This is a genomic window from Aeromonas sp. INTO2 (assembly GCF_049860605.1).
Classification (GTDB): Bacteria; Pseudomonadota; Gammaproteobacteria; order Enterobacterales; family Aeromonadaceae; genus Aeromonas; species Aeromonas caviae.
The window spans coordinates 1,943,761-1,969,190 of sequence record NZ_CP187588.1 but is presented as its reverse complement, the minus strand read 5'-3'; the positions used below and the strand labels follow the sequence as shown (position 1 = coordinate 1,969,190).

The window sequence follows — 25,430 nt, the reverse complement described above, 5'->3', positions numbered from 1 at the left end:
ACCGTCATGTTCTTGTATACACGGTGTTTCGGGATTGGGTGGCATACATTTTGGCCACTTAGTACAAGGCTTGAACACAATGCCAAAACCTTGTTTATTATCCCATTTAAACCACTTTTATAGCAAGACGCCATTTTTTAACAAAGCATGGAGCCAAGGGCTGTCTGCGGTGTTAAAATCCGCGCCATGACACAGATACATCAACAAGTGCAGCTGCTCACCATCGAAGCTGAGCATGACGGGCAGCGCATCGACAATTTTCTCAAGACTCAGTTAAAGGGCGTCCCCAAGAGCCTGATCTATCGCATCCTTCGAAAAGGGGAGGTGCGGGTCAACAAGAAGCGCATCAAACCGGAATACAAGCTTTGTGCCGGTGACGAGGTGCGGGTGCCCCCCGTGCGTGTGGCCGAGAAGAATGAGTTGCCTTCTGCCAACCTCGGCAGCATCCAGCGTCTGGAGAGCCAGATCCTGTTTGAAGACGATGCCATGATAGTGCTCAACAAGCCGTCCGGCATGGCAGTGCACGGCGGCAGCGGCCTCAGCTTTGGCGTCATCGAAGGGCTGCGTGCCCTGCGCCCCGAAGCCCGTTTCCTCGAACTGGTGCACCGGCTGGATCGCGACACCTCCGGCGTGCTGCTGGTTGCCAAGAAGCGCAGTGCCCTGCGCAGCCTGCACGAGCAGCTGCGGGTCAAGACCATGCGCAAGCAGTATCTGGCGCTGGTGCGCGGCCAGTGGCAACCCCACGTCAAGGTGGTCAATGCGCCACTTCGCAAAAATGATCTGCAATCCGGCGAGCGGGTGGTGCGGGTCAGCAGCGATGGCAAACCCTCCGAGACCCGGTTCCGGATTGCCCGTCAATTTGCCGAAGCCACTCTGGTCGAGTGCAGCCCCATCACTGGCCGTACCCACCAGATCCGTGTCCACACCCAGCACGCCGGCCATCCCATCGCCTGCGATGACAAATATGGTGAGGCCGGGTTTGATGAAAAAATGCGGGGGCAGGGGCTAAAGCGTCTGTTCCTGCACGCCTGGAAGCTCACCTTTACTCATCCGGTGGATGAGCGGGAGATGCAGGTGGAAGCGCCATTGTCACCGGAGCTTGAGGCGTTTCTCGCCAAGCTGCCACGCTGACAACCATGAAAAACGGGAGCCAAGGCTCCCGTTTTTCATGGCAGAGTTCTTGTTATGGCAGAGCCAGGCCGTGGCGACCCAGGAGATCAACCAAGCCTATCAGGGGAAGACCGACAAGGGCGTTGGGATCGCGCCCCTCCAGCGCCTTGAACAAGACGATGCCCATTCCCTCGCATTTGAAGCTGCCGGCACAATCCAGAGGACGTTCGGCCTCCACATAGCGACGGATGGCTGCTTCGTCGAGCGAGCGAAAATACACGGTGAAAGGCTCGACGAGCTGCTCGGCATGGCCATTCGCAGCATTGATCACACAGAGCCCGGTGTAAAAGATGACGCGCTTGCCTTGTGCCCGCAGCAACTGCTCGACCGCCTTCTCCACCGTGCCGGGCTTGCCGAGGATCTGCCCGTCACAGACGCACACCTGATCTGAACCGATGATCAATCCTTGATCACGGTCAGTAGCAACGGCATTCGCCTTGGCAAATGCCAATCTGCTGACCAGGGCTTCTGCGGTCTCCCCGTGTCGCGCTGTCTCATCGACTTGAGGCGCAGCACAGTGAAATGGCTGACCGAGTTTTTCCAGCAAGGTTTTGCGGTAGGACGAGGTGGACGCGAGGATCAAGGAAGGCTGCATGTTTTGATGATATCCATTTATAAATCAATTGGTTGATTCTATCTGTGCAGATGGGGCCACGCAAACAGGAGATGTCTACAGCGGGACTCGCCTAATTAGCGGGAAGCATGCATGCTGATGGAACCACAGCACAAACACAATCGCCAGCTGGGCAGGAACATGGCAACTTCGTCAGGGGGATGAGGGGGTGATGCTTTGGACCCAGCCACATCCTCCGACATCTTTTCAGGCCTTACGTCTGGAGATGCGCGTGAATGCCGATCCTGGCGCGCTGATCACGGTACTGCGCAACACGGTGCGCCATGAAGAGTGGTTGCCCCAGAGCCGTGAAGTCAGGGTGCTGGCCAGATCTGGTCCCGACGATGATCTGGTCTATACCCGCCTGGCGTCTCCCTGGCCGGTGCAAGACAGGGAGCTCATCACCCGCTCCCATTTGAGTCTACGCATCGATTGCGGCCTGACTCTCGAGGTGTGGGCAGAGCCGAATGCCCTGCCATTGCATGCAGGGCTGTTCCGGATCCAGGAAAGCGCTGGACGGTGGGAGGCGCTACCCCAACGGGATGGCAGCACACTCGTTCGGCTCGAAACCTATACCAACCCGGGCAACAACTTGCCGGGCTGGCTGGTCAATCCCATTGCCATCAAGGCTGCCGTGGGCAGTTTCAAAGCCATACGCAGACTGATGGAAGCCGAGCCCAGAGTGGCTGCGACACCAGGCCTGCTGGGGAGAGACCCGCGCTGTTCTGCCACCTGATGAGACACCAAGGAGCACATCCGGTGGACAGACAGGAGAGGGGAACAGGATCCTGTGCCAGATCCTGCACGATATGGCATAATCGGCCACCGATGAGCACAAGTTCCTCTTGCAGGGGCCTGTGAAGGTAAAATCATCGGCGGTAAGGACTTTTTCCTTTGACTATCCCTTGTTGGACCTATAATATTCGCGCCCTATGCAAAAGGTGAAGTTGCCCGTTAAGGTTGATCCAGTCCGTAATGCCTTGAAGCTACTCGATTATGTCGGGATAGTGGAAAAGTCGCAGATGCCCAGGCTGGAGGAATCAACCGAAGGCTTGCGAAGTGATGTGGATGTCACACTGCACTTTGGCAAAGATGTCCAGAAGTTGACCGTTATGAAAGGCACTGCCCATGCCAAGGTCGACCTGGTTTGCCAGCGTTGTGGTGAGACGTTTGAACACCTTTGTGAAGCTAGTTTTATTTACACTCCGCTGTTCGAAAGAACAAACGAGGAAGAACTGCCGGAAGCTTATGAGCCCATTGAGTTGGACGAAAACGGCGAGATAGATCTTCATCAAATCCTGGAGGATGAACTCATCCTCTCGTTGCCTCAGGTAGCCATGCATCCGGTGGATGTGTGTCCCAGAGGAAACATGGAGATGACCTGGGGTGAAATCGAACCTGCTGATGAGCGGCCGAATCCCTTTGCAGTTCTTGAAGCGCTCAAACGTAAGTGAATTTTAGGAGTTAGCCTACCATGGCCGTACAACAGAACCGTAAAACCCGCGCCAAGCGTGGCATGCGTCGTTCCCACGATGCGCTGACCACCGCTGCCCTGACTGTTGATCAGACCAGTGGCGAAATTCATCGTCGTCACCACGTGACTGCCGATGGTTTCTACCGCGGTAAAAAGGTAATCGCTTAAGGATTGCCTTTGTCTACGCAAACTGTCGCGCTAGACATAATGGGGGGAGATATCGGCCCCTCGGAAACAGTGCCTGCCGCCGTGCAGGCACTGTCTCTTCTACCCCAGCTAAAACTTGTTCTGGTCGGTGATCAACACCAGACCGCCTCTCTTCTGCAGCAACATGGCTTGCTCAACCACCCTCGCGTTCGTCTCGTGCATGCCTCCCAGGTCGTGGGCATGGGCGAAAAGCCTATCGTGGCGCTGCGTACCCTGAAAGACTCCTCCATGCGCGTGACCCTGGATCTGGTCAAGAGCGGCGCTGCCGATGCCTGTGTCAGTGCAGGCAACACCGGTGCCTTGATGGCCATGGCCAAGTGCGTGCTCAAATCCTTGCCCGGTGTTGACCGGCCAGCCCTCATCAAGGCGCTGCCCACATTGAGTGGAAAGCGGACCGTGATGCTGGATCTGGGTGCGAACGTGAGCTGCGATGCCGACACCCTGCTGCAATTTGCCGTGATGGGCGCCGTAGTCGCAGAGAAGGTGGAGGGGATACCTTCACCCAGAGTGGCACTGCTCAACGTAGGGGAGGAGGAGATCAAGGGCAACGACCTGGTGCGCCACAGCGCCGAGTTGCTGCGCCAATGCTCCGCCCTGAATTTTGTCGGTTTCATTGAGGGGGACAGGATCTTCAGCGGCGAGTGCGACGTGATCGTCTGCGACGGTTTCGTGGGCAACGTGGCGCTCAAGACCGCGGAGGGGGTGGTGCGGATGATGGCCGAACTGGCCGGATATCCGCGCAAAAAACGCAGTTTTCTTGGTCGACTCGCCGGATTTATGTTCAAACGGCGTTTCTCTTACCTGAACCCCGACCAGTATAATGGCGCGAGTCTGTTAGGATTGCGCGGCATTGTGGTAAAAAGCCATGGGCGGGCCGAGCGCCGCGCTCTGTGTCATGCGATTCTGCTGGCCGCACAAGAAGCCAGACATCAACTTCCATTGCAAATTGCAGATCGCCTTGAATCTGTCTTTTCCGACAGGGATTTATAAAACTCTATGCATAGCAAAATTCTGGGTACTGGCAGTTATCTGCCGAGTTCGGTTCGTACCAACGCCGATCTTGAACAGATGGTTGAAACCAGTGACGAATGGATCGTGGAACGCACCGGGATCCGTGAACGCCGTATCGCCGGAGCCGACGAAACCGTCGCGACCCTTTCTCATCAGGCGGCCTTGCGTGCGCTTGATGCGGCAGGTCTGACTGCCGCCGATCTGGACATGATAGTGCTGGCCACTACCAGCGCAGAGAATGCCTTCCCAGCTGCTGCCTGTGAACTGCAGGGGCTGCTTGACGTACCGGGGATCCCGGCGTTTGACGTAGCCGCCGCCTGTGCCGGCTTTACATATGCTCTCGCCATCGCCGATCAGTTCGTCAAATCCGGCGCTGCTCGCCACGTGCTGGTTGTCGGTGCGGACGTGCTGTCACGCATGTGCGATCCCGAGGATCGCGGCACCATCATCCTGTTCGGGGATGGGGCAGGGGCCGTGGTCATCGGTGCCAGCGACACTCCTGGGATCCTCTCCACCCATCTGCATGCCGATGGCCGTTATGGCGAGCTGCTCAAACTGCCGCAGCCCCGTCGCGGCATGCCGGGTGCTGAGCTCGAAGCCTACATGTACATGAAGGGCAACGATGTCTTCAAGGTGGCGGTGACACGCCTTAGCGAGATCGTGACCGAAACCCTGGCTGCGGCCAACGTCGAGCCGAGCGAGCTGGACTGGCTGGTGCCCCATCAAGCCAACTTCCGCATCATCAATGCCACCGCCAAGAAACTCGGCATGGGGCTCGACAAGGTGATCCTGACCCTGGATCGTCATGGCAATACCTCCGCGGCCTCCGTGCCCATCGCCTTCGATGAAGGGGTGCGCGATGGTCGCATCAAACCCGGCCAGCTGGTCCTGCTGGAAGCCTTCGGCGGCGGTTTTGCCTGGGGCTCTGCGCTGGTTCGCCTCTGATACCGAGCGGTGCCCGGTCCTCGGGCGCCCGCTTACCGAATTCGTCTTACCTTAAAGGAATCAATGATGACCCGATTTGCCATTGCCTTCCCGGGACAAGGCTCCCAGAGCGTCGGCATGCTGGCCGAGCTGGCCGAGCAACACGCAGTGATTAAAGAGACCTTCGCCGAGGCGAGCCAGGTGCTGGGCTATGACCTGTTTGCCCTGGTGATGGCAGGCCCGGCCGAGGATCTCAACAAAACCTGGCGTACCCAGCCAGCGCTGTTGACCGCCTCCGTCGCGCTGTGGCGCCTGTGGCAACAACAAGGCGGGGTAACCCCTGCCGTGATGGCCGGCCACAGCCTGGGGGAATACTCCGCCCTGGTGTGCAGCGGCGCGCTGGCGTTTGCCGATGCCGTCAAGCTGGTCGAGCTGCGTGGTTTGGCCATGCAGGAAGCCGTACCGGAAGGCACTGGCGCCATGGCTGCCATCATCGGTCTGGACAACGAAAGCATCGCTGCCAACTGTGAGAAAGCGGCCCAGGGGCAGGTGGTTTCTCCGGTCAACTTCAACTCTCCGGGTCAGGTGGTCATCGCCGGCCACAAAGAGGCGGTCGAGCGTGCCAACGTGCTGATGAAAGAGTCAGGTGCCAAGCGTGCCCTGCCGCTGCCGGTCTCCGTGCCCTCCCACTGCGCCCTGATGAAACCGGCCGCAGAAAAGCTGGCCGCCGCCCTGGATGGGATCGAGATCAAGGTTCCTGCCATCGCCGTCATCAATAATGTTGACGTCTCTTGTGAGCAGGATCCTGCCGCCATCAAGCAAGCCTTGGTGCGTCAGCTGTTCAGCCCGGTTCGCTGGACTGAAACGGTAGAGCGCATGGCAAACGACGGTGTTACCCTCGAGATCGAGATGGGCCCGGGCAAGGTATTGACCGGCCTGGCCAAGCGTATCGATGCGCGAGTGGAAGGTATTCACGCCAACGACGCCGCCTCGTTCGAGCAGGCACTGGCCCAGATCAAGTAAACAGGAGCAAGTCATGAGTTTTACCGATAAGGTTGTGTTGGTCACTGGCGCCAGCCGTGGCATTGGTCGTGCGATTGCGGAGATGTTTGCTGCTCGTGGCGCCAAAGTCGTGGGGACCGCGACCAGCGAGAGCGGTGCCGAGGCGATCAGTGCTTACCTGGGTGAACAAGGCTGCGGCATGGCACTGAACGTGACCAGTCAGGAATCTATCGAAACCGTCTTCGCCGCCATCAAGGCGCGTTTTGGCGACATCGACATCCTGATCAACAACGCCGGCATTACCCGCGACAACCTGCTGATGCGGATGAAGGATGACGAGTGGAACGAGATCATCGACACCAATCTCACCTCCCTGTACCGTCTGAGTAAGCCGGTATTGCGTGCCATGATGAAGAAGCGTAACGGTCGCATCATCAGCATCGGTTCCGTGGTCGGCACCATGGGCAACGCCGGTCAGGTCAACTATGCTGCTGCCAAGGCTGGTCTGGTTGGCTTTACCAAGTCGCTGGCCCGTGAAGTGGCATCTCGTGGCATCACGGTGAATGCGGTTGCTCCCGGTTTCATCGAGACCGACATGACCAAGGCGCTCAATGAAGAGCAGCGCGCCGGCATCATGAATCAGGTGCCTGCTGCCCGTTTGGGCGATCCGAAAGAAATTGCTGCCGCTGTGGTATTCTTGGCATCGGATGATGCCGCCTATATTACCGGCGAAACCCTGCATGTTAATGGCGGGATGTACATGGTGTAATCAATTTGTCGTGAGTTCTGTTCAAATTTGCGATAATACGCCGAAGTTTGGCGAATTTCGTGGTTTGACCAGCGGCAAGTCACTTGCAAACTCACGTCAATTGAATACACTACCCCAACCAGACGCAATAGCGTATTTTTAAAGGAAAATTCAGGTCATGAGCAACATCGAAGAACGCGTAAAGAAAATCATCATCGAACAACTGGGTGTTAAAGAAGAAGACGTGAAGAACGCTGCCTCCTTCGTCGACGACCTGGGCGCTGACTCTTTGGATACCGTTGAACTGGTAATGGCGCTGGAAGAAGAATTCGATACCGAAATTCCTGATGAAGAAGCCGAGAAGATCACCACTGTTCAAGCGGCTATCGACTACATCACCGCTAATCAGGAATAAGTTCCTGTTCTGAAAGAAGCGGCCCAAGGGCCGCTTCTTTTATGTTTACCCCTTTCAAAACACCTCTCGGAGACTACCTCAGTGTCAAAACGCAGAGTCGTGGTGACCGGCTTGGGGATGCTTTCCCCGGTAGGCAACACTGCCGAATCCAGCTGGCAAGCCCTGCTCAACGGGCAGAGCGGCATTTCCCTCATCGACCACTTTGATGCAAGCGAGTTCGCAACCCGTTTCGCAGGCCTGGTCAAGGATTTCGACCCCGAAGAGTTCGGCATCAACCGCAAAGAAGCCCGCAAGATGGATCTCTTCATCCAGTATGGCGTGGCGGCGGGTGTTCAGGCCCTGGAAGATTCCGGCCTGATCATCAACGAAGAGAACGCGGAGCGGGTAGGCGTTGCCATCGGCTCCGGTATCGGCGGTCTGGGTCTGATTGAGCAGAACCACAGCAGCCTCATCAATGGCGGCCCTCGCAAGCTGAGCCCTTTCTTCGTTCCGTCCACCATCATCAATATGGTGTCCGGTCATCTTTCCATCATGAAAGGCATGCAGGGCCCGAACATCGCCGTGACTACCGCCTGTACCACGGGTACCCATGCCATCGGCATGGCTGGCCGGATGATCGCCTATGGCGATGCGGACGTGATGGTTGCCGGTGGTGCCGAGAAAGCCTCCACCCCCATGGGCATGGGCGGCTTTGCCGCTGCCAAGGCGCTCTCCACACGTAATGACGAACCGCAGAAGGCGAGCCGCCCCTGGGACAAGGATCGCGACGGTTTCGTGCTGGGCGACGGTGCCGGCGTGTTGGTGCTGGAAGAGTATGAACATGCCAAGGCCCGCGGCGCCAAGATCTATGCCGAGCTGGTCGGCTTTGGCATGAGCGGGGATGCCTATCACATGACGGCCCCTCCCTCGGACGGCGATGGTGGCGCACGCGCCATGAAGAACGCCATCAAGGATGCTGGCATCGCACCCGAGCAGATCGGTTACATCAATGCCCACGGTACCTCCACGCCCCTTGGGGATGTGGCAGAGCTGCGCGGCATGAAGAAGGTGTTTGGTGACCATGCCAGCGCCCTGATGGTCAGTTCCACCAAGTCCATGACAGGCCACCTGTTGGGTGCGGCTGGCGCCATCGAGGCGATCATCACTGTGCTTTCTCTGCGTGACCAGATGGTGCCTCCCACCATCAACCTGGACAAGCCGGATGATGAGTGCGACCTGGATCTGGTGCCGCATGTTGCCAAGGCTGGCAGCTTCGAATATGCCCTCTCCAATTCCTTCGGTTTTGGCGGCACCAATGGCTCCCTGATCTTCAAACGCGTATAATTCGCTCTGGGCGAATGATAAGGCCCGATACGGCAGTATCGGGCCTTTTTTATCGGAGGGATCCCCTTGCTGATTAATGGAATACCCACAGAAACACTGTCAGCCAGGGATCGTGGACTGGCATACGGTGATGGTCATTTCACCACCATGCTGGTGAGGGAAGGGAAGGTACTCTGGTGGCAGGACCATCTGGCCCGGCTGCAACATGCCAACGCCCGGCTTGGTTTTGGCGAGCACTCCTGGGACCTGCTTGCCGACGAGGCGGCGCAGCTTGCTTCTGGGCAGACACAGGCTGTCGTCAAGATAATGCTGACCCGGGGCGCCGGTGGGCGGGGATATGACGGCGCAGGCTGTGACACGCCCACTCGCATCGTCTCTTTGGCACCTTATCCTGAGCATTATCATGATTGGCAGCAAACCGGTATCAATGCCCTGGTATGCCAGCAGCAGCTTGGGGACAGTCCCATGCTCGCCGGTCTCAAGACGCTGGGGCGCCTCGAACAAGTGATGCTGAAGCGCGAACTTGCTGCGCGTGGCGGGGTCGAAGGTATAGTCTTGAACAGCCGGGGATTTCTGGTAGAAGGGGTCAGCGCGAATCTGTTTTGGCGTCGTGGTAGGACGGTGTTCACACCGGATCTCACCCGCGCCGGGATCGATGGCATCATGCGCAAGCGCGTGATGACGATGCTTAAACAGATGGGCATTGAACTGCGTGTCGTAGAGGCTCCATTGGAGTCACTCTGGCAGGCGGAAGAGGTCTGGCTGACCAATACCCTGATGGGGATTGTCCCCGTCACCAGCATCGGGGATATGCACTATCCCAGTCCGGTATTGATTCGCCGTTTACAGGAGCGCTTGGTCATTGAAGTTTAATCGGCTTTACACCCTGCTCGCGGGGGCGGCACTCTCTGTCGCCGTTGCCGGAGGGTACGTTTATCACAAGTGGCAACAGGTGGAGACGCTCACCAACAAGGGGCCAACACGCCTCTTTACCGTCGAAAAAGGCGCCCATGCGGCGCGCCTGATTGCCGAACTGGGGGAGGGGGAAACCAGCCCCTGGGCGGTGCGCCTCTGGTTGCGCGGTCATCCCGAACTGGTGGCCATCAAGTCCGGCACCTATGAAATCAAGGAAGGGGCGCCGCTCAAGGAGACCCTCTCTCTCTTTGCTTCCGGCAAGGAGTTTCACTTCAGCCTGACCTTTGTCGAAGGGTCCCGTTTTGAGGATTGGCTGAAGCAACTTTCCAGCGCCCCCTATCTGGAGCGCCTGACTCTGGAGCAGAGCGAAACCGAGCTGGCTCAGGAACTCGGCATCGAAAATGGCAAGCTGGAGGGGTGGTTCCTGCCGGAAACCTACGCCTATACCACTCATGCCAGCGATCTTTCCATCCTGCGCCGCGCCTATCAGGACATGAAAACGTTCCTGGAGGCTTCCTGGGAGAAGCGTCAGGCCAATCTGCCCTACAAGACACCCTATGAGGCGCTCATCATGGCCTCCATCATCGAAAAAGAGACGGGCCAACCGGATGAACGAGCCCAGATTGCCTCTGTGTTCGTCAACCGTCTACGCCTTGGCATGAAGTTGCAGACCGACCCTACCGTCATCTACGGGGTGAAGGAGAGGTACGATGGCAACATTCGCCGCAGCGATTTGACCGACGTGAACCCCTACAACACCTATGTGATCGACGGTCTGCCTCCGACGCCCATCGCCATGCCGGGCAAGGCCTCCATCGAGGCGGCGCTCAACCCCAAATCGACCGACTATCTCTACTTCGTTGCCAAGGGGGGCGGTGCCCACTACTTCTCCAAGACCCTCGATGAACACAATCGGGCGGTGCGTGAATACATATTGAAGAAACCCTAATGTCTAAATTTATCGTGATTGAAGGATTGGAAGGGGCAGGGAAGAGCTCTGCGGTGCGCTATGTGACCGACTATCTGCAAGCCCACGGAGTTGCGCGGATCGAGTGCACCCGGGAGCCGGGCGGCACGCCGCTGGCGGAACGCATGCGGGCCATCGTCAAGGAAGTGCACGACGAGCGCCTGACAGTCGAGGCCGAGCTGCTGTTGATGTACGCCTCCCGGGTACAACTGGTGGAGACCCGGATCAAGCCTGCCTTGGCAGACGGCATCTGGGTAGTGGGCGATCGCCACGATCTCTCCTCCCAGGCCTATCAGGGGGGTGGCCGCGGCATCGATGCGAACCTCATCGGCGCCATCAAACGGGCGGTCCTCGGGGATTTCAAGCCGGATCTGACGCTCTATCTGGACATCGATCCTGCCATCGGCCTGCAGCGGGCCCGCCATCGCGGCGAGCTGGACAGGATTGAGCTGGAGCAGATCGGCTTCTTTGAACGTACCCGCCAGCGTTACCTCGAGTTGGCGGCCGCCGATGATTCCATCCAGGTCATCGATGCCGGGTTGCCCCCGGCGCAAGTCAAAGCCGCCATCGAGGCTGCCCTTGAGCATTATCTGGCAAGCGAGGGGCTATGTATCCCTGGCTGATCCCGGATTGGCATGCCCTGAGCGAGACGGCCCGGGCCGGACGGCTCGGGCACGCCTGGTTGCTGCTAGGAGATCCTGGTCTTGGCAAGGAGCAGCTTGCAGAGCGACTGGCGCGACTGCACCTGTGTCAGCATCCACAACGAGGTGAGCCTTGCGGTCAGTGCCACTCCTGCCAACTGTTTGAGAAGGGGCATCACCCGGATCTTGGCACCCTGGGGCCCGAGGGCAAGACCATAGGTGTCGAAGCCATCCGGGAGATTTGCAGCCGCCTCCAGAGCACATCCCAGCTCGGTCGCGGCAAGGTGGTGATCATTCAGGAGGCGGAGCGCATGACGGAGTCTGCCGCCAATGCTTTGCTGAAGACGCTGGAAGAGCCGGCTGGCGACAGTCTGTTGCTGCTCATCGCATCCCGGGTATCTCGCCTGCTCCCCACCATCTTGAGCCGTTGTCACAAGCATGTCTGCCAGCTCCCCTCTGAGGGGGAGACCCTTGCCTGGCTCGCCGAGCAGGGCCATCAGGCCACCCAGGCCCAGGTGCGGATCTGCCAGGGTGCGCCGCTGCGGGTGCTGAGCTACATCGAAGCACAGCAAGATGATGCCAGACGGGCATTGCTCGACGGATTTGTCTCGCTGGCATCGGCTCCCACCCGTGCGGCGAATGTCTGTGCCCAGTTGGCCGAGGATACTCAGGTCCGGCTGCACTGGTTGCAGCTCTTCCTGTGTGATGCCCTCAAGCTTCAGGCTGGCTGCGGCCATCATCAACTAGCAATGCCGGATCTTGCATCACTCAGCCAGCAACTGGCAGAGAAACACTCCAGCGAACGGCTCCTGGAAGCCGAACAGCAGCTGGTTATGCTGAAAGAGGCTTGTCAGCCAGGGCAGCTTTCCAATCCCACCATCCATTTGATGAACTGGCTCAATCGCTGGTTATAAACAAGGTTGTCTATGTTACTCGTTGATTCCCATTGCCATCTCGATCGCTTGAGTTATGGCTCCAAGCAGACCGACATGGCCGATGTATTGGCCAAGGCGGCGCAGCAGAGCGTGGGATATTTTCTCTGCGTGAGTGTGACCCAGGCCCAGTTCCCGACCATGATGGAGGCCATCGCTCCCTATCCCCAGGTGTTTGCCTCCTGCGGTGTCCACCCGCTCAATCAGGATCCCGGGGTGGATGCTGCCTTGCTGCTGACTCAGGCGGCCGATGAGAGAGTGGTGGCCATCGGCGAAACCGGGCTCGACTACTTCTATTCACCGGAAAACAAGGATGTACAGCAAGCCTCTTTCCGCGAACATATTCGTGTAGCCCGGGCACTGAACAAACCGCTCATCATCCACACCCGGGATGCCCAGGAAGACACGCTGCGGATCATGCGAGAGGAGGGGGCCGAACAGGTGGGCGGAGTGCTGCACTGCTTCACCGAGTCCCTCGAAATGGCCGAGGCCGCGATGGCCGTGGGGTTCTATATTTCCATCTCGGGAATAGCCACTTTCAAGAACGCCTCAGCCCTGCAGGCCGTGGTCAAGGCGTTGCCCCTGGAGCGACTGCTGGTTGAAACCGACTCTCCCTATCTGGCACCGGTTCCGCACCGGGGGAGGGAGAATGAGCCGGCCTTTGTTCGCGACGTCGCCCAATTTATCGCGGATCTTCGCCAGATATCGCTCGCTGAATTGGCGGAGGCCACCAGCCACAATTTCTTCGAATTGTTCAAGTTGGCAAAGCGATAACAGACAACGCCCCGCATAGCGGGGCGTTTTACTATGACAATCAGCACTATCATTACCCATCCAAAAACAATCACGCCAAGTTGTTATCTCTCACTTTTTTTTTGCGGTGGATACTGATGAGATTAAATCCACAATCCTGATAAAACGGAGTAGAGATGACAGGGTACTTGAGAAATAAATGAGGGAGCTGAAATGGGTTAAAGCACTCTTCATAAGTATCGATAATATTCATTATCGATATTTGATAGATCTGGATGATCCTGTAAGATCCACCGAAACTCCGCTTTAAATCATAGAGTTAAGTGAACTACACACGCCTTCAAAACCCAGTTCAGCAATCCTTGCAGAGCGTCTTCGATCCTCAGCTGAACAGCCGGGCAAGACGCTTTCTGCGCAGCGCTAAAGCCGACTCCACCCTCAATGCCTATCAGGCAGATACCCGCATCTTTGTCTCCTGGTGCCTACTCCACGGGCTGGATCCCTTGCAGACGACACACCACGACATCATGAATTTTCTGGCGGATCAGGCCGACGGCATCCTGGCCAACTGGGTCTGGCTGGACAAAGAAGAAGGGAAGGGGGAGCTTCGCAACGGGGAACCTCGTAAACCGGCCACCCTGGTAAGACGGCTTGCCGGCATTCGCTATGCCTTCAAGCAGAAGGGGATCCACCCCATGCCGACCGAGCATGCGGAGATAAAGGAGATGATGCGGGGCATAGTACGGCTCGGTGATAACCGCAAACGCAAAACGGGGGCGCTGACCCTGAAACCATTGGCCTGCGTGCTGGACGAGATAGATACCAGCAACCTGGCGGGACTTCGGGATTACACCCTGTTGCTCCTGATGTTCAGTGGCGCCTTGCGCCGGTCGGAAGCAGCCAGGATCGAGGTGAATGACGTGCAGTTTGTGGGGCAGGGGATACGCCTTCGTCTCAAACCAAGCAAACATCAGCTCCATGAAAGCGAGATAGCGCTCATTCCCGGCAAGCAGTATTGCCCGGTGACTGCTCTCGGCCGCTGGTTGAAAGCGAGCCGCATAAGCCAGGGTCCGCTGTTTCGCCGCATGACCCGCTGGGGACAGCTCACCCCAGATCCCCTGGGCCCGCAAGGCATCAACCTGATGATCAAGCGGCGAACCGGCCAGGCCATCGACGATCTCCATGTCAGTGGCCACAGTTTGCGGCGGGGGTTCATCACCTCGGCGGTGACGGCGGGCAAGCCGATGAACAAGATCATCGAGGTGACAAGGCACAAGGACATGCGCACCTTGCAGGAATATTTCGACGATGCACACAAGTTCTCCGATCACGCCCTGGATGGGTTGTTATAGAAAACCGCGTCCCTGTTTTTTTATGTTAAATGATATCCTGTTGATCTGATGGTATATTCAATCCGTCCTCCACAGACATCATGACGATGGGGGAGTCGTAATCCGATTTACTTTCGTAGAAGATGCCAACGGAAAATGAGAGATAACATTCACGATATAGACATGTCGGAAGGTCACGATAGCCAGGAATTGAAGAAAAGCGCCGCGCAAGAAAATGCCGAACGGCAGCGCCAGCATGTGAAGCGCAAGCAGGAAACCCACAGCCGGTTGCAGTGCTGGATAAGCAACCGTCACGCCGAGCGGCTGCATGAACTCGGCCTGCATCTGGAAGACAGTCAGGCATCCCTCATCGAGCAGGCGATCGACCTGCTCTATCAGCACGAACTGCAACAAACGACCAACGCGCAGCAGAGCGATGTCCCCGAGTCGGCAGACATGCTCGAATAGACGATGGTATCGTGCCGGCATGGTTGAAAAAGGAAGACAAAAAAAGCCAGGTACGAATTCCTTGTACCTGGCATAGGGGAATTGGCTCCTTGCAGAGCCGTGCGCTAACTGGTATGCGGATAGCCTTAAGCTTAGACAAGGCTCTAGGCATTTCAAGAACCGGGTAAAAGTTCAACCAGAGTGTGGGTTTTTCAGACTCGAACAGGCGCTATTTTTGCTCGAGCGACCCCACTCTCACGCATTGAACAGGTTGTTGTCCCGTACCAGCTCCCGGGGCAGGGCATTCTTGATGCGACTCCCCACCCATTTCCCCATGCCGAGCGGGTGCCCCTGGTAACGAACGATCACTTCCCCAGTCCCGGCATCCTGCTCTGGCCAGAGATCTCGTCCCATCATGAATTCACGGGCATTGGCGGCATCCAGCTCGACGCATCCCTTACTCGCCTCATGGCCGTAAGCCAGAGCCCATTCATGGGTCAATCGATATCCCTTCTTGAAGGTCTCAGCCAGCTTGATGCCGATGCGATCGAAACGCAGCTTCCCCTGTACCTGCTCGAAGGCGTGAGGGAAGAGCCAGATCTCGTCATTGCGGCCAAACAGTTGGCCATGGGGCACGATGCCAAAATTCCCTTCAATCTCCCGCAACATGGGGCCGGCCTCTTTCTCTGGCAGCGGCGAGAAGGGGAACTTGCCGAGCTTGCCCGGTTTGAACATGGTGTTGGGCACGGAGTGATGCTTGCGCAACCGGGCGACGAAAAAGCCCTCACTGTCGAAGATCTGGGGCCACACATGCAGGTATCCCTCCGGCGTACAGGCTTTCTCCGCCCCCGGAAAGAGATCGGCCAACGAGTCAAAGCTGAAGGCATCGCCGAACTTCTCTTGCAGTGACTGGCAGACGTCCTGATTCTCTTGCAGGCTCAGGGTGCAGGTGGAGTAGACCAGTACGCCGTCGGGTTTGAGGGCGTGAAAAGCGCTCTCCAGCAGGCCACGCTGCACCGCGGCGATCTCCTCGATGCTCTCCAGGCTCCAGTTGCGCAGTGCGTCTTCATCTTTTCGCACTGTCCCCTCCCCGGAGCAGGGGGCGTCGAGCAGGATGGCGTCGAAGGTTTCCGGCAGCCATTGGCCAAAGACCTTGGCATCGAAATGGGTCATGCCGACGTTGGTCACACCGCAGCGCTGGATATTGGCGCTCAGCACTTTCAGCCTGCTGCTGGAAAACTCGTTGGCGATCAGCATGCCGCGGTTCTCCATCAGCGCCGCGATCTGGGTAGTCTTGGAGCCAGGGGCGGCGGCCGCGTCCAGCAACATGCCATCCCCTCTGGTTTGCTCACTGGCAAAGAGCGCCGTCACCGGCAACATGGAGCTCGCTTCCTGGATGTAGAAGAGGCCGCACAGATGCTCGGCCGTGTTGCCAAGGGGGACGCTCTCATCACTGCGGGTGAGCCAGAAGCCGGTTTCACACCAGGGCACGGGATCCAGCTGCCAGCCAAGCGGCGCCATGCGGGCGACAAACTCGGATACCGTGATCTTGAGGGTGTTGACCCGGATGCTGCGCCGCAGCGGCTGCCGGCAACTCGCCACGAATGCCTCCATGGAGAGATGGGATGGCATGAACTCCGCAATGTGACGCAGGAAGTGATCGGGGAGGTAGGTGTTGTCGTGCACGGCGCAATCTCGCTGACCCAAAATGAGGGGCGACATCTTACCACAGTGCGCCGCCCTTCTTGATGGGAGAGTCCATGAGGCCATAAAAAAACCGGCACAAGGCCGGTTTTTGACGAGCAGGGGAATAACTCAGGGCAAAATGCGAGGGCTCCACTCCAGCCACTCTTTTTCCGCCTTGGCATGAAGCGGATAACGATGGCCCGCCTTGACGGTCGCGCCCATCTCCCTCTCCGGCGTATTGAAGGCAATCCCGCCCGCCAGCAGGCTTTGCACCGTTTCGACCTCGATGGTGCCACCGGTCAGCCCGATATCGGCCTTGACCCCGGAGACATTCCAGAAGCGGCTATTGGCGCGTATCAGATGGGCGTACTGTCCATCCACATTCACATCGATCAGTACCTCGCTGCCATCCCGGGCCAGGGTCACGCCGGTGACGCTGCCCACCACCATCTTGCGAAACAGCAGGGGGCTGCCCACGCTGATGCCATCGACGGAGGGGCTCTTGAGGGTCAGGGCAAGACCGGCGGGGCCACTCTGACTCAAGGGGAAGGTCTCCTTGCCAGCCCCCCGGCCCGGCGTCGCCTCCACAAAGGCCCCCTTGATCAGGGTATCGAGGTGGGCAACCCCCCCCAGCCCGACCTTGGCCTGCACCAGGGCATAGCGTGCCCCGGATTGCAGGAAACGCGCGGCATATTGCTCATTCAGCTCGGCCTTGAAGCTTACCTGGCCCAGGGTCGGGTCCAGTTCCACCTGCTCTACCTTGCCGATGTCCACTCCGCGATAGCGGATGGGGCTGCCAACCCCGAGACCCGGGTTGTGATCCGCCGTGAGCGTGAGGGTGCGCACCTGGGAGCTTGCCTGCTCCTTGCTGTCAAAGAGCTGATGACTGCTGCGACCTGTCCCCAGCTTGTCGAATTCGATGGCACCACGCAGCAGGGTGGCGAGGTTCCCCATCTTGACCTGCACGCCGTCGAGCCGGATCTTGCCGTCGATGGCGGCCTTCTTCCAGAACTGGGGTTGCTGCTTGAGCAAAGGAGCATAGATGGCATCGATCTCCAGGGTGATGGCCACCCCGCGATCATCGGCATCCAGCGCCTTGACCTTGCCCGCTTCCAGTCCTAGGTAGAGGACGGGGGAGCCCACACCGATACCATCAGCCTGAGCGGCACGCAGCGTCCAGCTGACCGCTTTGGCATGGCGGCTCCCAAGCAGGGCCAGCTCCTGGCTGGGGTAGAGGCGGTCAATCCTGTCACCCTTCGCAGCCTGTACCAGCTTGATGCCCCCCGCCAACCAGGCACTGGCCGGGCTGGTCTCCACCTTGATACCGCTGAGGTCCGCCTCCACCTGCAAGGGGGCGGCGCGATAGAAGCGAGCCCGTTGCAGCAGATGGCGATAACGCTCGTTCACCAGCAACTCGACACTGGCATTGCCGCCGGCATCCAGGGTCAGTGCCCCGAGCTGACCTATCTGCAACCCCTTGAACCAGAGCGGAGCCCCTTCGCTCAAACCGGCGAGATCCTCTGCCTGCAGGGTCAGCTTGATGCCGCCGCGCTGTGCCTGGCTCTCCAGGGTCATGGTGTTGACCCGTTTACCGGGTTCATAGTCCAGACGAATGGCGGGCCCGGCCAGCAGGCGATCCGCATGCTTGATCCCGGCAGGGGAGAGAGAGACCGTCTCCCACACCAGACGACTCTTGCCGGTCACCCGGAACGCCTGTTCGGGGTTGATGAGGGCCGTCACGCTCCGTCCCTGTTCGGTGAGGCGAATAGGGTCGACTCGTCCAATCTCGATGCCCTCATAGAGAATGGGCATCCCTTCCTTGATGGGCAGAGTCCCCGCCTGGATGGTGATGCGCTCACCCCGGGCGGCCTCGGCCAACCCCTTGTAGAGGATGAAGTTGACCCCCTTTTGCGCCACGGGAGAATCCTTGGGGGAGTCAAACGCAATGCCGCCGCTCAGAATGGAGGTGAGACTGCCCGCTTCCACGCTGACGCCAGCCAGGCTGAAGGAGCCTTTGATGCCGCTGATGTTCCAGAATCGGGTATCCGCCTTGACGAGGTGCTCGAAGCGCGGCTCGATCACCAGATCCAGGACCACGTTCTGGTTCTCTTCCCCAAGACGGGTGTTGATGACACTGCCCACCTCCAGCCCGCGGAAATAGATCTTGGCACCGATGCCCACCGACCCCAGAGAATCGGCTGTCAGGTGCAGGGTGCGCCCTTGGGCCTGATAACCGGGGGGAGGGCCATCCAGGGCATCGAACTCATCCTCCAGCGGGTTGTTCTCCCGTCCGGGTTGCAGGTTGATGTAGTTGCCGGACACCAGGGTGTCCAGGCCGGAGATCTCGGTCAGTGACGCCTTGGGACTCACCAGCCAGAAGTCGGAGCCCTTGCGTATGAGGGAGCGGGCACGGCTGTCCACCTTGGCCAGCACCGCAATCTTGCGACCATCCTGTGCCAGTTCCAGCTCCTGGACCACGCCGATGGCGACCCCCTGATAGCGCAACTGGGTCTTGCCCGGCAAGATACCGTTGCCCTGGGCAAAGTTGATGCGAATGAGTTGACCACTGCTCGTCCACTGCTGGTAGAGAAAGCCTCCCGCCAGCAAGAGGGCGATGAAGGGCAGCAACCAGACCGGGGATAACCAGCGGTGCTTCTCAATGACGGGCTCAGCCCCGACCATACCGACTCCTTACATTGGCTGTGATGCACAGCACGTTCGACACAAAAAACATTAACGGGCCGCCTTGTCCCACAACAGGCGGGTATCGAGCATCCTGGCCGACATCATGGTGAGCACCACCACGCCGGCGAATGCCGTCGCCCCGGGGCCGGCACGCACGTTGAGCAGCACGCCGCGATCCACCAGGGCCACCATCAGCGAGATGACGAACAGGTCCAGCATGGACCAGCGTCCGATGAAATCGATGATGCGGTACATGACGAGCTGGCGTTTGCGGCGCACCGGCTTGCTGCGCTGCAACTGCCAGCAGATCCAGCCAAGACCCAGGATCTTGCCGATGGGCACAATGATGCTCGCGGTCAGTACTATGGTGGCGATGCCGGACATCTTGCTGCGATAGAGCGCCATGATACCGCTGAAAATGGTATCGGACTGCAATAATCCCTTGTTGTAGAAGTGGGTGATGGGCAGCAGGTTTGCAGGCAATAACATGAAGGTAGCCAGCGCCAGCAGGCCCCATGACCAGGCGAGGGAATGGGGGATGCGCATCTGCAAGGGGGTGTGACAACGAGGGCAGCTCATGCCATGTTGATGGCGCACCAGCAACCCGCAGGTATGGCAGCGGCAAAGCCCCAGTTCACGGGCGCTGATCGGGGACATGGTCCGGCTCCCGGGAGGCGTGTTGCAGCGGAATCCGCTCCCAGTAAGGGGCAGGATCAAAGAGGATCAGCAGCGTCATGTTGAGCAGCATCAGACAACTCAGGCTCAACAGACCGCCTCCCAGGCGCACGTCGGCGATGTCGATGAGCTTGAACAGGGCGACCAGCAGGCTGACGATGTACACCTCCAGCATGGCCCAGTGGCGAAATACCTCGACCGCTTTGAGGGTCCACGCCAGCAGATGCCAGCGCTTGGCCAGGCCGGAGGCGAGGGCAAAGATCCCGAGCAGCAACCCTGTCGGCGCCAGCACGGCGCACCAGAGCACCAGTGTTGCGACCCAGAGCTCGCTCTCGGCATACAGCATCATAATTCCCTTGATCAGGTTGGCGTCCGAGTTCACACCCGCCAGACGAAGATAGATCAAAGGCTCAAAAAACGCGGAAGGCAGCAACAGGAATCCGGTGATGGTCAGCGCCATCAACTGGGAAGGGCGAAAGGCATAGCGCCCATACAGATGCTGATGACAGCGGGGGCAATGGGCGTGACGGCGCAGCGGCAGCAACTTGCGTTCGATCAGCAAGTCACAGGCCGGACAGACAATCACCGAGTGCGGATCCGACATACGATTCAACCTGTTGAAGGAATTGATGAAATTTACCTTAAAACGCCTGCCCTGTCTTGCCGCGCTGCACAGCCCCCTTTGAAAAGACGTGTTTTCCGGTGTGAACTGGCCGCCGCCAGCCAAGCAGGGGCTGGCTATGCATGCCGACATGCTGAGGGTATTTGCAATACTGTATATACGTACATATACTTGCAATCACTATCATCAGGAGGGCACCGCGATGGCCGTTGAGATCAAGTATGTTGTGGTACGTGGGGGAGTGGAGAAGATGACCTTTGCCAGCAAGAAAGAGGCGGATGCCTATGACAAACTGCTGGACACCGCCGATGAGCTGATGACACTGCTGGCGGGTGCGCCGGTCGCGCTTGCACCGGAGCAGCAGGAGAGTCTGGCCTTTTATCTGGCCGAGCAGCGGGATCAGTTGCAGCAGGTATTTCGCGGTGGAAAAGGGCAGGGGAATCCCCCCAAAGAAGACAAGCTGGATACTGAACTGCCAAAGGGGAAGCCCCTGAAGAGCGTGGCTTGAGACGAAAGGGCGGGGAAGGGGATGTGAGGCAGAAGCCGCTCTCTCATTCATGAAAAGTGCAACTTAAGTCATTGTCACGACTATTTTCCCCGAAAATTTTCCAACCACACCGCATATTTATTGAATATGCCGATTGCTCGTCATCATGGGGTATCACAGCAAGATGCCTCAGGTCGTTGCCCCCAAGGCGCACTGCAAGCCCTGATGCCGATAACCCCATTTATCGGCATCAGGGGGGCGGCCCCGTTCAAAACATTCAACCGACATCACACACCATCATGACTCATCCAGCACTTCCACCCGCCATGCCGCTGTTCGATAGCGTGGACCACCTTGAGGCGGGCAATCCCCAGGTCAACCAGTACCTCGCCACCCTGAGTCTTGGCAAGGTCCCCGACGCGGGGATCGTGTATGAGCTGGCCGTCGACTGGCTGCTGGAGCAGCGCCACAGCGAAAACAACTACAAGACCTATCGCAGTGAGCTGACCACTTTTTTGCACTGGTGTTTTTGCGAGGTGGCCATCAGCCCCAGGGATCTCACCAGGCGCATCATGATGCGCTATCTCGACTATTGCCAGGCGCCACCGTCCGGACTGATTGCCTATCGCAACGTCGCCCAGTTCGTGCTCGACAAGGAGTGGGGGGAACGGTTGCCAAACCCCCTGTGGCGTCCGTTTCTGGGCAAGCGGGAACTGGGCCGGGAGCTGCCGTATCGACTGAGTGAGCAGGCGATGAAGACAAAACTCGCCATTTTGTCCGCCTTCTTCCAGTTTCTCATCCAGGAGGAGTACATGGATCGCAATCCGGCACTCCTGCTGCAGCGGGTTAAACGTGCGGGCCCCCAGGAGGCTGGTGAAGATGCGCAATCCTTCACCGAGCTGCAATGGTCCTATGTGATGCAAGCCGCCGAACAGCTCGCTGCCGAATGCCCGGCACAACATGAGCGCAGCCGCTTTCTCATCTGTCTGATGTATGCCTGTTATCTGCGGATTTCCGAGGTGGCGGCCAGGCCGGGTTTCAGCCCCGTCATGGGCCAGTTTCGACGTGACGCCAAAACGGGCGTCTGGGGTTATGACATTCCCCGCAGCAAAGGCGGTAAACGTCGCACCGTGGCCGTTTCTCAGGCTCTGCTCGAAGCCCTGGCTCGCTATCGTACCTTTCTTGGACTTTCGCCACTGCCGGCCCCCGGAGAGCAGACACCGCTGTTCGTACGCCACAAGGCGGCGGCCCATGGCCGCGAACAAGGCGAACTCAATGCCAATCTGGGTATCCGCCAGCTACGAGACCTGGTAATGGCGGTATTTGAACAGGCCGCAAGCCTTGCCGAACAAGACGGTTTTGATCAGGATGCCGCTGAAATGCGAACCCTGACGCCGCACTCCATTCGCCACACCGGTATCACCCATGACATCAATCTGCACGGCCGGCCTTTATCCCACGTACAAGCCGATGCGGGACACGACAGCATCGACACCACCTCCAAGTACCTGCACACCGGCAACCGGGAACGTCACGAGAGTGCCAGCCGCAAGCCGCTGGATCACTTGCTCGACCAGGACCGAACATATGATTGATAACCAGTGGTGAACAAATAAAGCTGCACTCATAACCAACATGTTGGACCTAAAGGCAATCCTTGATTGACCATGCCCTGGGACTCACAAATCGACCGCGCATAATGTCGAGTGTTTATGTTTAATGCTCGGCCACCTGCGATAATCCCGAAGGGGCAGGGGGCACCCGTCAGGGTCATTGAATATAAACCCCATTATGCGCAGCCATCACTTTATTTATGGTAACAGTTACCACAAATACCTTGCCTTTATGGTAACAGTGACCGATAATGTAATTACGGTAACAGTTACCGCAAACAAAAGGAATTTTCCATGAATAACACTGTTCGCTTTCTTCAAGTTCTCACCGACTCCAATCTTTCTTGGTTTTCTTTTTCTTTGGGAACTAATTTCCCCATCATGCGAGAAACCAAGACATATTGGATAATCAATATTCTTGGCGATATTGAAAAGAAGGTGATGAAATCAACATTTCGCCTTGCTGGTTGTAAGGACTCCCCCCTGTTTGGTGTTTACGAGCCCCAGCCCTTACCCCCGTGCGACAATGACCCCATCCCCGTTCGCCGCCGTGGTCGCCCCGTTACTGGCAAGGCTCTTTCTCCAGCCGAAAAACAGGCCCGATACAGAGCCCGCCAAGCCGAAAAAACGGTAACAGTTACCTTTAATCGTGCTCACATGGCCACGCTCAAGACGCTTTTGGCCAACGCTCCCGAATCCTTGGGGTTGCCTGTTGACCAACTCGATAGCTTGGCTAAATGTGTGTTTGATGCGGCCCTCAAGTAGGGCCCATATCTTGCCGTCTGCCGCTGCTGTCTCCCTGCATATGGTGAGCAGCGCGAACCATGATAAACATCAGTTCCGCAGGGCGCTTGCGTCCCGAGGACCTATGCCCCGATGTGTCTGCCTCCTCGATGTGATTCATGATCTCGTAGAGTCAAAGCTGCAACACCCCCCCCTTCCTGCAAAACCGATCTTTAAGGCTACGATAGAGCGACCAGCCGAAGGCTATGGGGCGCGTGTGGTGACAAATATCGCTGCGTGTCGGAGACAAGCCCATGGCATAGGTCTTCGCCCTTTCTTTGTCTCTGGCAGCGTCTCAGGGATGAAAAACCCCCAGCCGTGGGGCAGGGGGTTTGGGGGTGTTTGGAAGTCCGGGGTTCGGTGACTCCCGGACTTTACCGCAATATCCCGCGGTGCCAACAACTAGAGCTCGATAAAAATTTCACCCCTCTTGTTAACTTTGGCTTTGTCAACTGTAAGATCTATCAGTCGGTGCAGTAGTTCGGACTCTTGAACGGGCGCCCTTTCCATGTTTACCAGTATCTTGTTGATTTCCCTGCACTTTACCTCTGCGCGTCTTTGTTCGTCTTTGGTCAGTCTCAGTGTCGCTGGCATGGACATAAATCCTCTCTAGGTTTGCCCTCTCAGTTTACATGCATACATGTTGACAGGTTTTATGTGTGCGCGTATACCTGCATTCAAATTGGCTATAAGTTACATGCGTGCATGGGTGCATATGTTTTTCGATTGGCTTGAGATAGAACAGACGTTTGACCAGCCTTTACCGCTTCTTGATGGCAATGCGTACCTTCGTCTTGTTGTCGAGCAAGGGGAGGTTGTTCAAGACAATGGCATTGCGTCTCCTGCCTATAGTCACAAGGGTTCTTTCTGTGACTCCGTGCTCATTCGTGCATCTGGGAATCGTCTTTTTATGAGTGGCAATCCCAGCCGCTGGGGTCGCCTCGAAAATCTGTGGGGATTTACGACTGTTGACCAGTGTGTCCACAAATTTAATGAGATCTTGAGAGAGGTATACGGGCGTTTTGATTTCGTCCCTCAGTTCACCAAGTGCACGGAAATTTTTTATAGAGACGATTCTTTTGAAGGTGGTTCCCCTATGCAGCGCATTGGTGCTGATGGAGCCATCATCAAAGGGTTGCATACTACTAGAAATTTTACCGTTGGTGCTGAGAACGAAAAAAAATATATATCGGCGGTATCTACACTTTCATATAGAAACTCAATCCCTCATTTATTCACCAATAGTTATGGTTGTGATTGGAAGTCAAAGAAAAATAATTCGGCGTTAATATATCCTTGTGTGTATGCCAAGGGTAATGAATTGGAGTTGCATTCACTACCTAAAGTAACCAAGGCTTTTGGCTCGGAGTCAGATGAAGTTGAGCATTTGCAGCGTGTGATTGATTATTGTTGGTCGGTCGGCTTAGTTCGCTATGAGCTGAAATTTAAATATCGTTATTTGCAGCGTGAAGGTTTGCAATATTGGGGCAAATCAGACTACTCCAGACTCGAAACCGTAATGTCGGAGTTTACCAGCCTAGACCAAAAACTGAGCGTATCTAATATGAAATTTGAAAATATAGCCCAACAGCTTTTCTCTGCTGGCGTAGTGGACTCGACTAAGGCCGCGAATATTACAGCAATGTATGCTATTCAGTGGGCAGATGGTCATGAGTTTGATTTAGATAAAAGGCAAATCCAAACACACCGTGCCCGCCTTCGGAAAATTGGAATTGATATTGCTCGTCCGTGCAATATTAGTCAATTCAGCCCTGTAAAAATGGTTTCCTGCACTGAAATTCACCGTCAGGAATGTTTGCCGCCTAGCTGGTATCAAATGCCCAAACTTCAACTGAGGGTCGTGGCATGAATATGAAAAAACCACTTCCGCATCGTGTTACTGTTTTCCGTTGCGAACTCTGCAATATAGATATCCCCCGCTCACAGGTTCATGAGCAGCTTTGTCATAATGAACACTTTGAGCATTTCTTTGTCTGGGTCTGCCC

At 57.3% G+C, this 25,430-nt stretch carries 26 protein-coding genes; 21 read left to right on the top strand and 5 right to left on the bottom strand.

Annotation, left to right across the window (positions count from 1 at the left end):
* Positions 1 to 186 precede the first annotated feature (186 nt).
* The gene (gene rluC, locus ACPW74_RS09400) at positions 187 to 1,131 is read left to right on the top strand and encodes a 23S rRNA pseudouridine(955/2504/2580) synthase RluC (RefSeq protein WP_201889990.1); all 945 of its coding nucleotides are present in this window, start codon (positions 187 to 189) and stop codon (positions 1,129 to 1,131) included.
* 52 nt (positions 1,132 to 1,183) lie between these two features.
* Here rluC and ACPW74_RS09395 read toward each other — a convergent pair whose 3' ends face one another.
* Positions 1,184 to 1,765 carry a Maf family protein gene (locus ACPW74_RS09395; RefSeq protein ID WP_029314530.1) on the bottom strand — a complete coding sequence of 194 codons (582 nt, stop codon included), beginning with the start codon at positions 1,763 to 1,765 and terminating at the stop codon, positions 1,184 to 1,186.
* 250 nt (positions 1,766 to 2,015) lie between these two features.
* On the opposite strand from ACPW74_RS09395, the gene ACPW74_RS09390 reads away from it, so the two are divergent.
* The 16 genes from ACPW74_RS09390 to ACPW74_RS09315 all read left to right on the top strand — a co-directional run bounded on the left by ACPW74_RS09390 (position 2,016) and on the right by ACPW74_RS09315 (position 14,894).
* The gene (locus ACPW74_RS09390) at positions 2,016 to 2,519 is read left to right on the top strand and encodes a hypothetical protein (protein ID WP_201934064.1); all 504 of its coding nucleotides are present in this window, start codon (positions 2,016 to 2,018) and stop codon (positions 2,517 to 2,519) included.
* A 196-nt stretch (positions 2,520 to 2,715) separates the two neighbouring features.
* A complete protein-coding gene (gene yceD / locus ACPW74_RS09385; protein WP_029314532.1) occupies positions 2,716 to 3,237 on the top strand; it encodes a 23S rRNA accumulation protein YceD in 522 nt (173 codons plus the stop codon).
* A gap of 20 nt (positions 3,238 to 3,257) precedes the next feature.
* Positions 3,258 to 3,425 (top strand): 50S ribosomal protein L32, encoded by a 168-nt coding sequence (gene rpmF / locus ACPW74_RS09380; RefSeq protein ID WP_005300935.1) that lies wholly within the window; start codon positions 3,258 to 3,260, stop codon positions 3,423 to 3,425.
* 9 nt (positions 3,426 to 3,434) lie between these two features.
* Entirely contained in the window at positions 3,435 to 4,454 is a 1,020-nt protein-coding gene (gene plsX / locus ACPW74_RS09375; protein WP_010674739.1) for a phosphate acyltransferase PlsX, read from the top strand.
* 6 nt (positions 4,455 to 4,460) lie between these two features.
* Positions 4,461 to 5,420, top strand: coding sequence for a beta-ketoacyl-ACP synthase III (locus ACPW74_RS09370; RefSeq protein ID WP_010674740.1), 960 nt, complete (start codon positions 4,461 to 4,463; stop codon positions 5,418 to 5,420).
* 66 nt (positions 5,421 to 5,486) lie between these two features.
* Positions 5,487 to 6,422 (top strand): ACP S-malonyltransferase, encoded by a 936-nt coding sequence (fabD, locus tag ACPW74_RS09365; RefSeq protein WP_010674741.1) that lies wholly within the window; start codon positions 5,487 to 5,489, stop codon positions 6,420 to 6,422.
* Between the two features lie 13 nt (positions 6,423 to 6,435).
* Entirely contained in the window at positions 6,436 to 7,170 is a 735-nt protein-coding gene (gene fabG / locus ACPW74_RS09360; protein WP_010674742.1) for a 3-oxoacyl-ACP reductase FabG, read from the top strand.
* A 157-nt stretch (positions 7,171 to 7,327) separates the two neighbouring features.
* Positions 7,328 to 7,564, top strand: a complete 237-nt coding sequence (gene acpP, locus ACPW74_RS09355) for an acyl carrier protein (protein ID WP_005300909.1) — start codon at positions 7,328 to 7,330, stop codon at positions 7,562 to 7,564.
* Between the two features lie 81 nt (positions 7,565 to 7,645).
* Entirely contained in the window at positions 7,646 to 8,887 is a 1,242-nt protein-coding gene (gene fabF / locus ACPW74_RS09350; protein ID WP_010674743.1) for a beta-ketoacyl-ACP synthase II, read from the top strand.
* Positions 8,888 to 8,953: 66 nt separating this feature from the next.
* A complete protein-coding gene (pabC, locus tag ACPW74_RS09345; RefSeq protein ID WP_041211426.1) occupies positions 8,954 to 9,760 on the top strand; it encodes an aminodeoxychorismate lyase in 807 nt (268 codons plus the stop codon).
* Positions 9,750 to 10,751 (top strand): endolytic transglycosylase MltG, encoded by a 1,002-nt coding sequence (gene mltG, locus ACPW74_RS09340; protein ID WP_029314535.1) that lies wholly within the window; start codon positions 9,750 to 9,752, stop codon positions 10,749 to 10,751. The genes pabC and mltG overlap by 11 nt, the downstream gene beginning before the upstream one ends.
* Positions 10,751 to 11,392 carry a dTMP kinase gene (gene tmk, locus ACPW74_RS09335; protein WP_042017643.1) on the top strand — a complete coding sequence of 214 codons (642 nt, stop codon included), beginning with the start codon at positions 10,751 to 10,753 and terminating at the stop codon, positions 11,390 to 11,392. The genes mltG and tmk overlap by 1 nt, the downstream gene beginning before the upstream one ends.
* On the top strand, positions 11,377 to 12,324 hold the full coding sequence (gene holB / locus ACPW74_RS09330) for a DNA polymerase III subunit delta' (protein WP_042863870.1): 948 nt from the start codon (positions 11,377 to 11,379) through the stop codon (positions 12,322 to 12,324). Before tmk ends, holB begins: the two co-directional genes overlap by 16 nt.
* A gap of 12 nt (positions 12,325 to 12,336) precedes the next feature.
* Positions 12,337 to 13,116, top strand: coding sequence for a TatD family hydrolase (locus ACPW74_RS09325; protein ID WP_201934060.1), 780 nt, complete (start codon positions 12,337 to 12,339; stop codon positions 13,114 to 13,116).
* Between the two features lie 302 nt (positions 13,117 to 13,418).
* Complete coding sequence (locus ACPW74_RS09320) at positions 13,419 to 14,447, top strand: site-specific integrase (RefSeq protein WP_223931087.1); 1,029 nt, start codon at positions 13,419 to 13,421, stop codon at positions 14,445 to 14,447.
* Between the two features lie 162 nt (positions 14,448 to 14,609).
* Positions 14,610 to 14,894 carry a RepB family protein gene (locus tag ACPW74_RS09315; protein WP_042017648.1) on the top strand — a complete coding sequence of 95 codons (285 nt, stop codon included), beginning with the start codon at positions 14,610 to 14,612 and terminating at the stop codon, positions 14,892 to 14,894.
* Positions 14,895 to 15,128: 234 nt separating this feature from the next.
* On the opposite strand, the gene rsmF is transcribed toward ACPW74_RS09315, so the two are convergent.
* The 4 genes from rsmF to ACPW74_RS09295 all read right to left on the bottom strand — a co-directional run bounded on the left by rsmF (position 15,129) and on the right by ACPW74_RS09295 (position 20,523).
* Positions 15,129 to 16,559, bottom strand: a complete 1,431-nt coding sequence (gene rsmF / locus ACPW74_RS09310) for a 16S rRNA (cytosine(1407)-C(5))-methyltransferase RsmF (protein ID WP_203765190.1) — start codon at positions 16,557 to 16,559, stop codon at positions 15,129 to 15,131.
* A 129-nt stretch (positions 16,560 to 16,688) separates the two neighbouring features.
* Positions 16,689 to 19,241 (bottom strand): MlaD family protein, encoded by a 2,553-nt coding sequence (locus tag ACPW74_RS09305; RefSeq protein WP_039041160.1) that lies wholly within the window; start codon positions 19,239 to 19,241, stop codon positions 16,689 to 16,691.
* Positions 19,242 to 19,292: 51 nt separating this feature from the next.
* Complete coding sequence (locus ACPW74_RS09300) at positions 19,293 to 19,901, bottom strand: paraquat-inducible protein A (protein ID WP_010674753.1); 609 nt, start codon at positions 19,899 to 19,901, stop codon at positions 19,293 to 19,295.
* Positions 19,879 to 20,523, bottom strand: a complete 645-nt coding sequence (locus tag ACPW74_RS09295; protein ID WP_203765111.1) for a paraquat-inducible protein A — start codon at positions 20,521 to 20,523, stop codon at positions 19,879 to 19,881. The genes ACPW74_RS09300 and ACPW74_RS09295 overlap by 23 nt, the downstream gene beginning before the upstream one ends.
* 220 nt (positions 20,524 to 20,743) lie before the next feature.
* On the opposite strand from ACPW74_RS09295, the gene ACPW74_RS09290 reads away from it, so the two are divergent.
* The 4 genes from ACPW74_RS09290 (at position 20,744) to ACPW74_RS09275 (ending at position 25,294) form a co-directional block, all read left to right on the top strand.
* Positions 20,744 to 21,049, top strand: a complete 306-nt coding sequence (locus ACPW74_RS09290; RefSeq protein ID WP_167825612.1) for a YebG family protein — start codon at positions 20,744 to 20,746, stop codon at positions 21,047 to 21,049.
* 278 nt (positions 21,050 to 21,327) lie between these two features.
* Complete coding sequence (locus ACPW74_RS09285; RefSeq protein WP_048207700.1) at positions 21,328 to 22,623, top strand: tyrosine-type recombinase/integrase; 1,296 nt, start codon at positions 21,328 to 21,330, stop codon at positions 22,621 to 22,623.
* 312 nt (positions 22,624 to 22,935) lie between these two features.
* Positions 22,936 to 23,406: a hypothetical protein gene (locus tag ACPW74_RS09280; RefSeq protein WP_244060643.1), complete on the top strand. Its 471-nt coding sequence runs from the start codon at positions 22,936 to 22,938 to the stop codon at positions 23,404 to 23,406.
* Positions 23,407 to 24,139: 733 nt separating this feature from the next.
* Entirely contained in the window at positions 24,140 to 25,294 is a 1,155-nt protein-coding gene (locus ACPW74_RS09275) for a phage/plasmid replication domain-containing protein (protein WP_425859005.1), read from the top strand.
* Positions 25,295 to 25,430: the final 136 nt, after the last annotated feature.

Coding starts and splice junctions, on each gene's coding strand:
- rluC (WP_201889990.1), top strand. CDS start 187: ATGACACAGATACATCAACAAGTGCAGCTGCTCACCATCGAAGCTGAG.
- ACPW74_RS09395 (WP_029314530.1), bottom strand. CDS start 1,765: ATGCAGCCTTCCTTGATCCTCGCGTCCACCTCGTCCTACCGCAAAACC.
- yceD (WP_029314532.1), top strand. CDS start 2,716: ATGCAAAAGGTGAAGTTGCCCGTTAAGGTTGATCCAGTCCGTAATGCC.
- rpmF (WP_005300935.1), top strand. CDS start 3,258: ATGGCCGTACAACAGAACCGTAAAACCCGCGCCAAGCGTGGCATGCGT.
- ACPW74_RS09370 (WP_010674740.1), top strand. CDS start 4,461: ATGCATAGCAAAATTCTGGGTACTGGCAGTTATCTGCCGAGTTCGGTT.
- fabD (WP_010674741.1), top strand. CDS start 5,487: ATGACCCGATTTGCCATTGCCTTCCCGGGACAAGGCTCCCAGAGCGTC.
- fabG (WP_010674742.1), top strand. CDS start 6,436: ATGAGTTTTACCGATAAGGTTGTGTTGGTCACTGGCGCCAGCCGTGGC.
- acpP (WP_005300909.1), top strand. CDS start 7,328: ATGAGCAACATCGAAGAACGCGTAAAGAAAATCATCATCGAACAACTG.
- tmk (WP_042017643.1), top strand. CDS start 10,751: ATGTCTAAATTTATCGTGATTGAAGGATTGGAAGGGGCAGGGAAGAGC.
- holB (WP_042863870.1), top strand. CDS start 11,377: ATGTATCCCTGGCTGATCCCGGATTGGCATGCCCTGAGCGAGACGGCC.
- ACPW74_RS09325 (WP_201934060.1), top strand. CDS start 12,337: ATGTTACTCGTTGATTCCCATTGCCATCTCGATCGCTTGAGTTATGGC.
- ACPW74_RS09315 (WP_042017648.1), top strand. CDS start 14,610: ATGTCGGAAGGTCACGATAGCCAGGAATTGAAGAAAAGCGCCGCGCAA.
- ACPW74_RS09305 (WP_039041160.1), bottom strand. CDS start 19,241: ATGGTCGGGGCTGAGCCCGTCATTGAGAAGCACCGCTGGTTATCCCCG.
- ACPW74_RS09300 (WP_010674753.1), bottom strand. CDS start 19,901: ATGTCCCCGATCAGCGCCCGTGAACTGGGGCTTTGCCGCTGCCATACC.
- ACPW74_RS09295 (WP_203765111.1), bottom strand. CDS start 20,523: ATGTCGGATCCGCACTCGGTGATTGTCTGTCCGGCCTGTGACTTGCTG.
- ACPW74_RS09290 (WP_167825612.1), top strand. CDS start 20,744: ATGGCCGTTGAGATCAAGTATGTTGTGGTACGTGGGGGAGTGGAGAAG.
- ACPW74_RS09285 (WP_048207700.1), top strand. CDS start 21,328: ATGACTCATCCAGCACTTCCACCCGCCATGCCGCTGTTCGATAGCGTG.
- ACPW74_RS09280 (WP_244060643.1), top strand. CDS start 22,936: ATGAATAACACTGTTCGCTTTCTTCAAGTTCTCACCGACTCCAATCTT.
- ACPW74_RS09275 (WP_425859005.1), top strand. CDS start 24,140: ATGTTTTTCGATTGGCTTGAGATAGAACAGACGTTTGACCAGCCTTTA.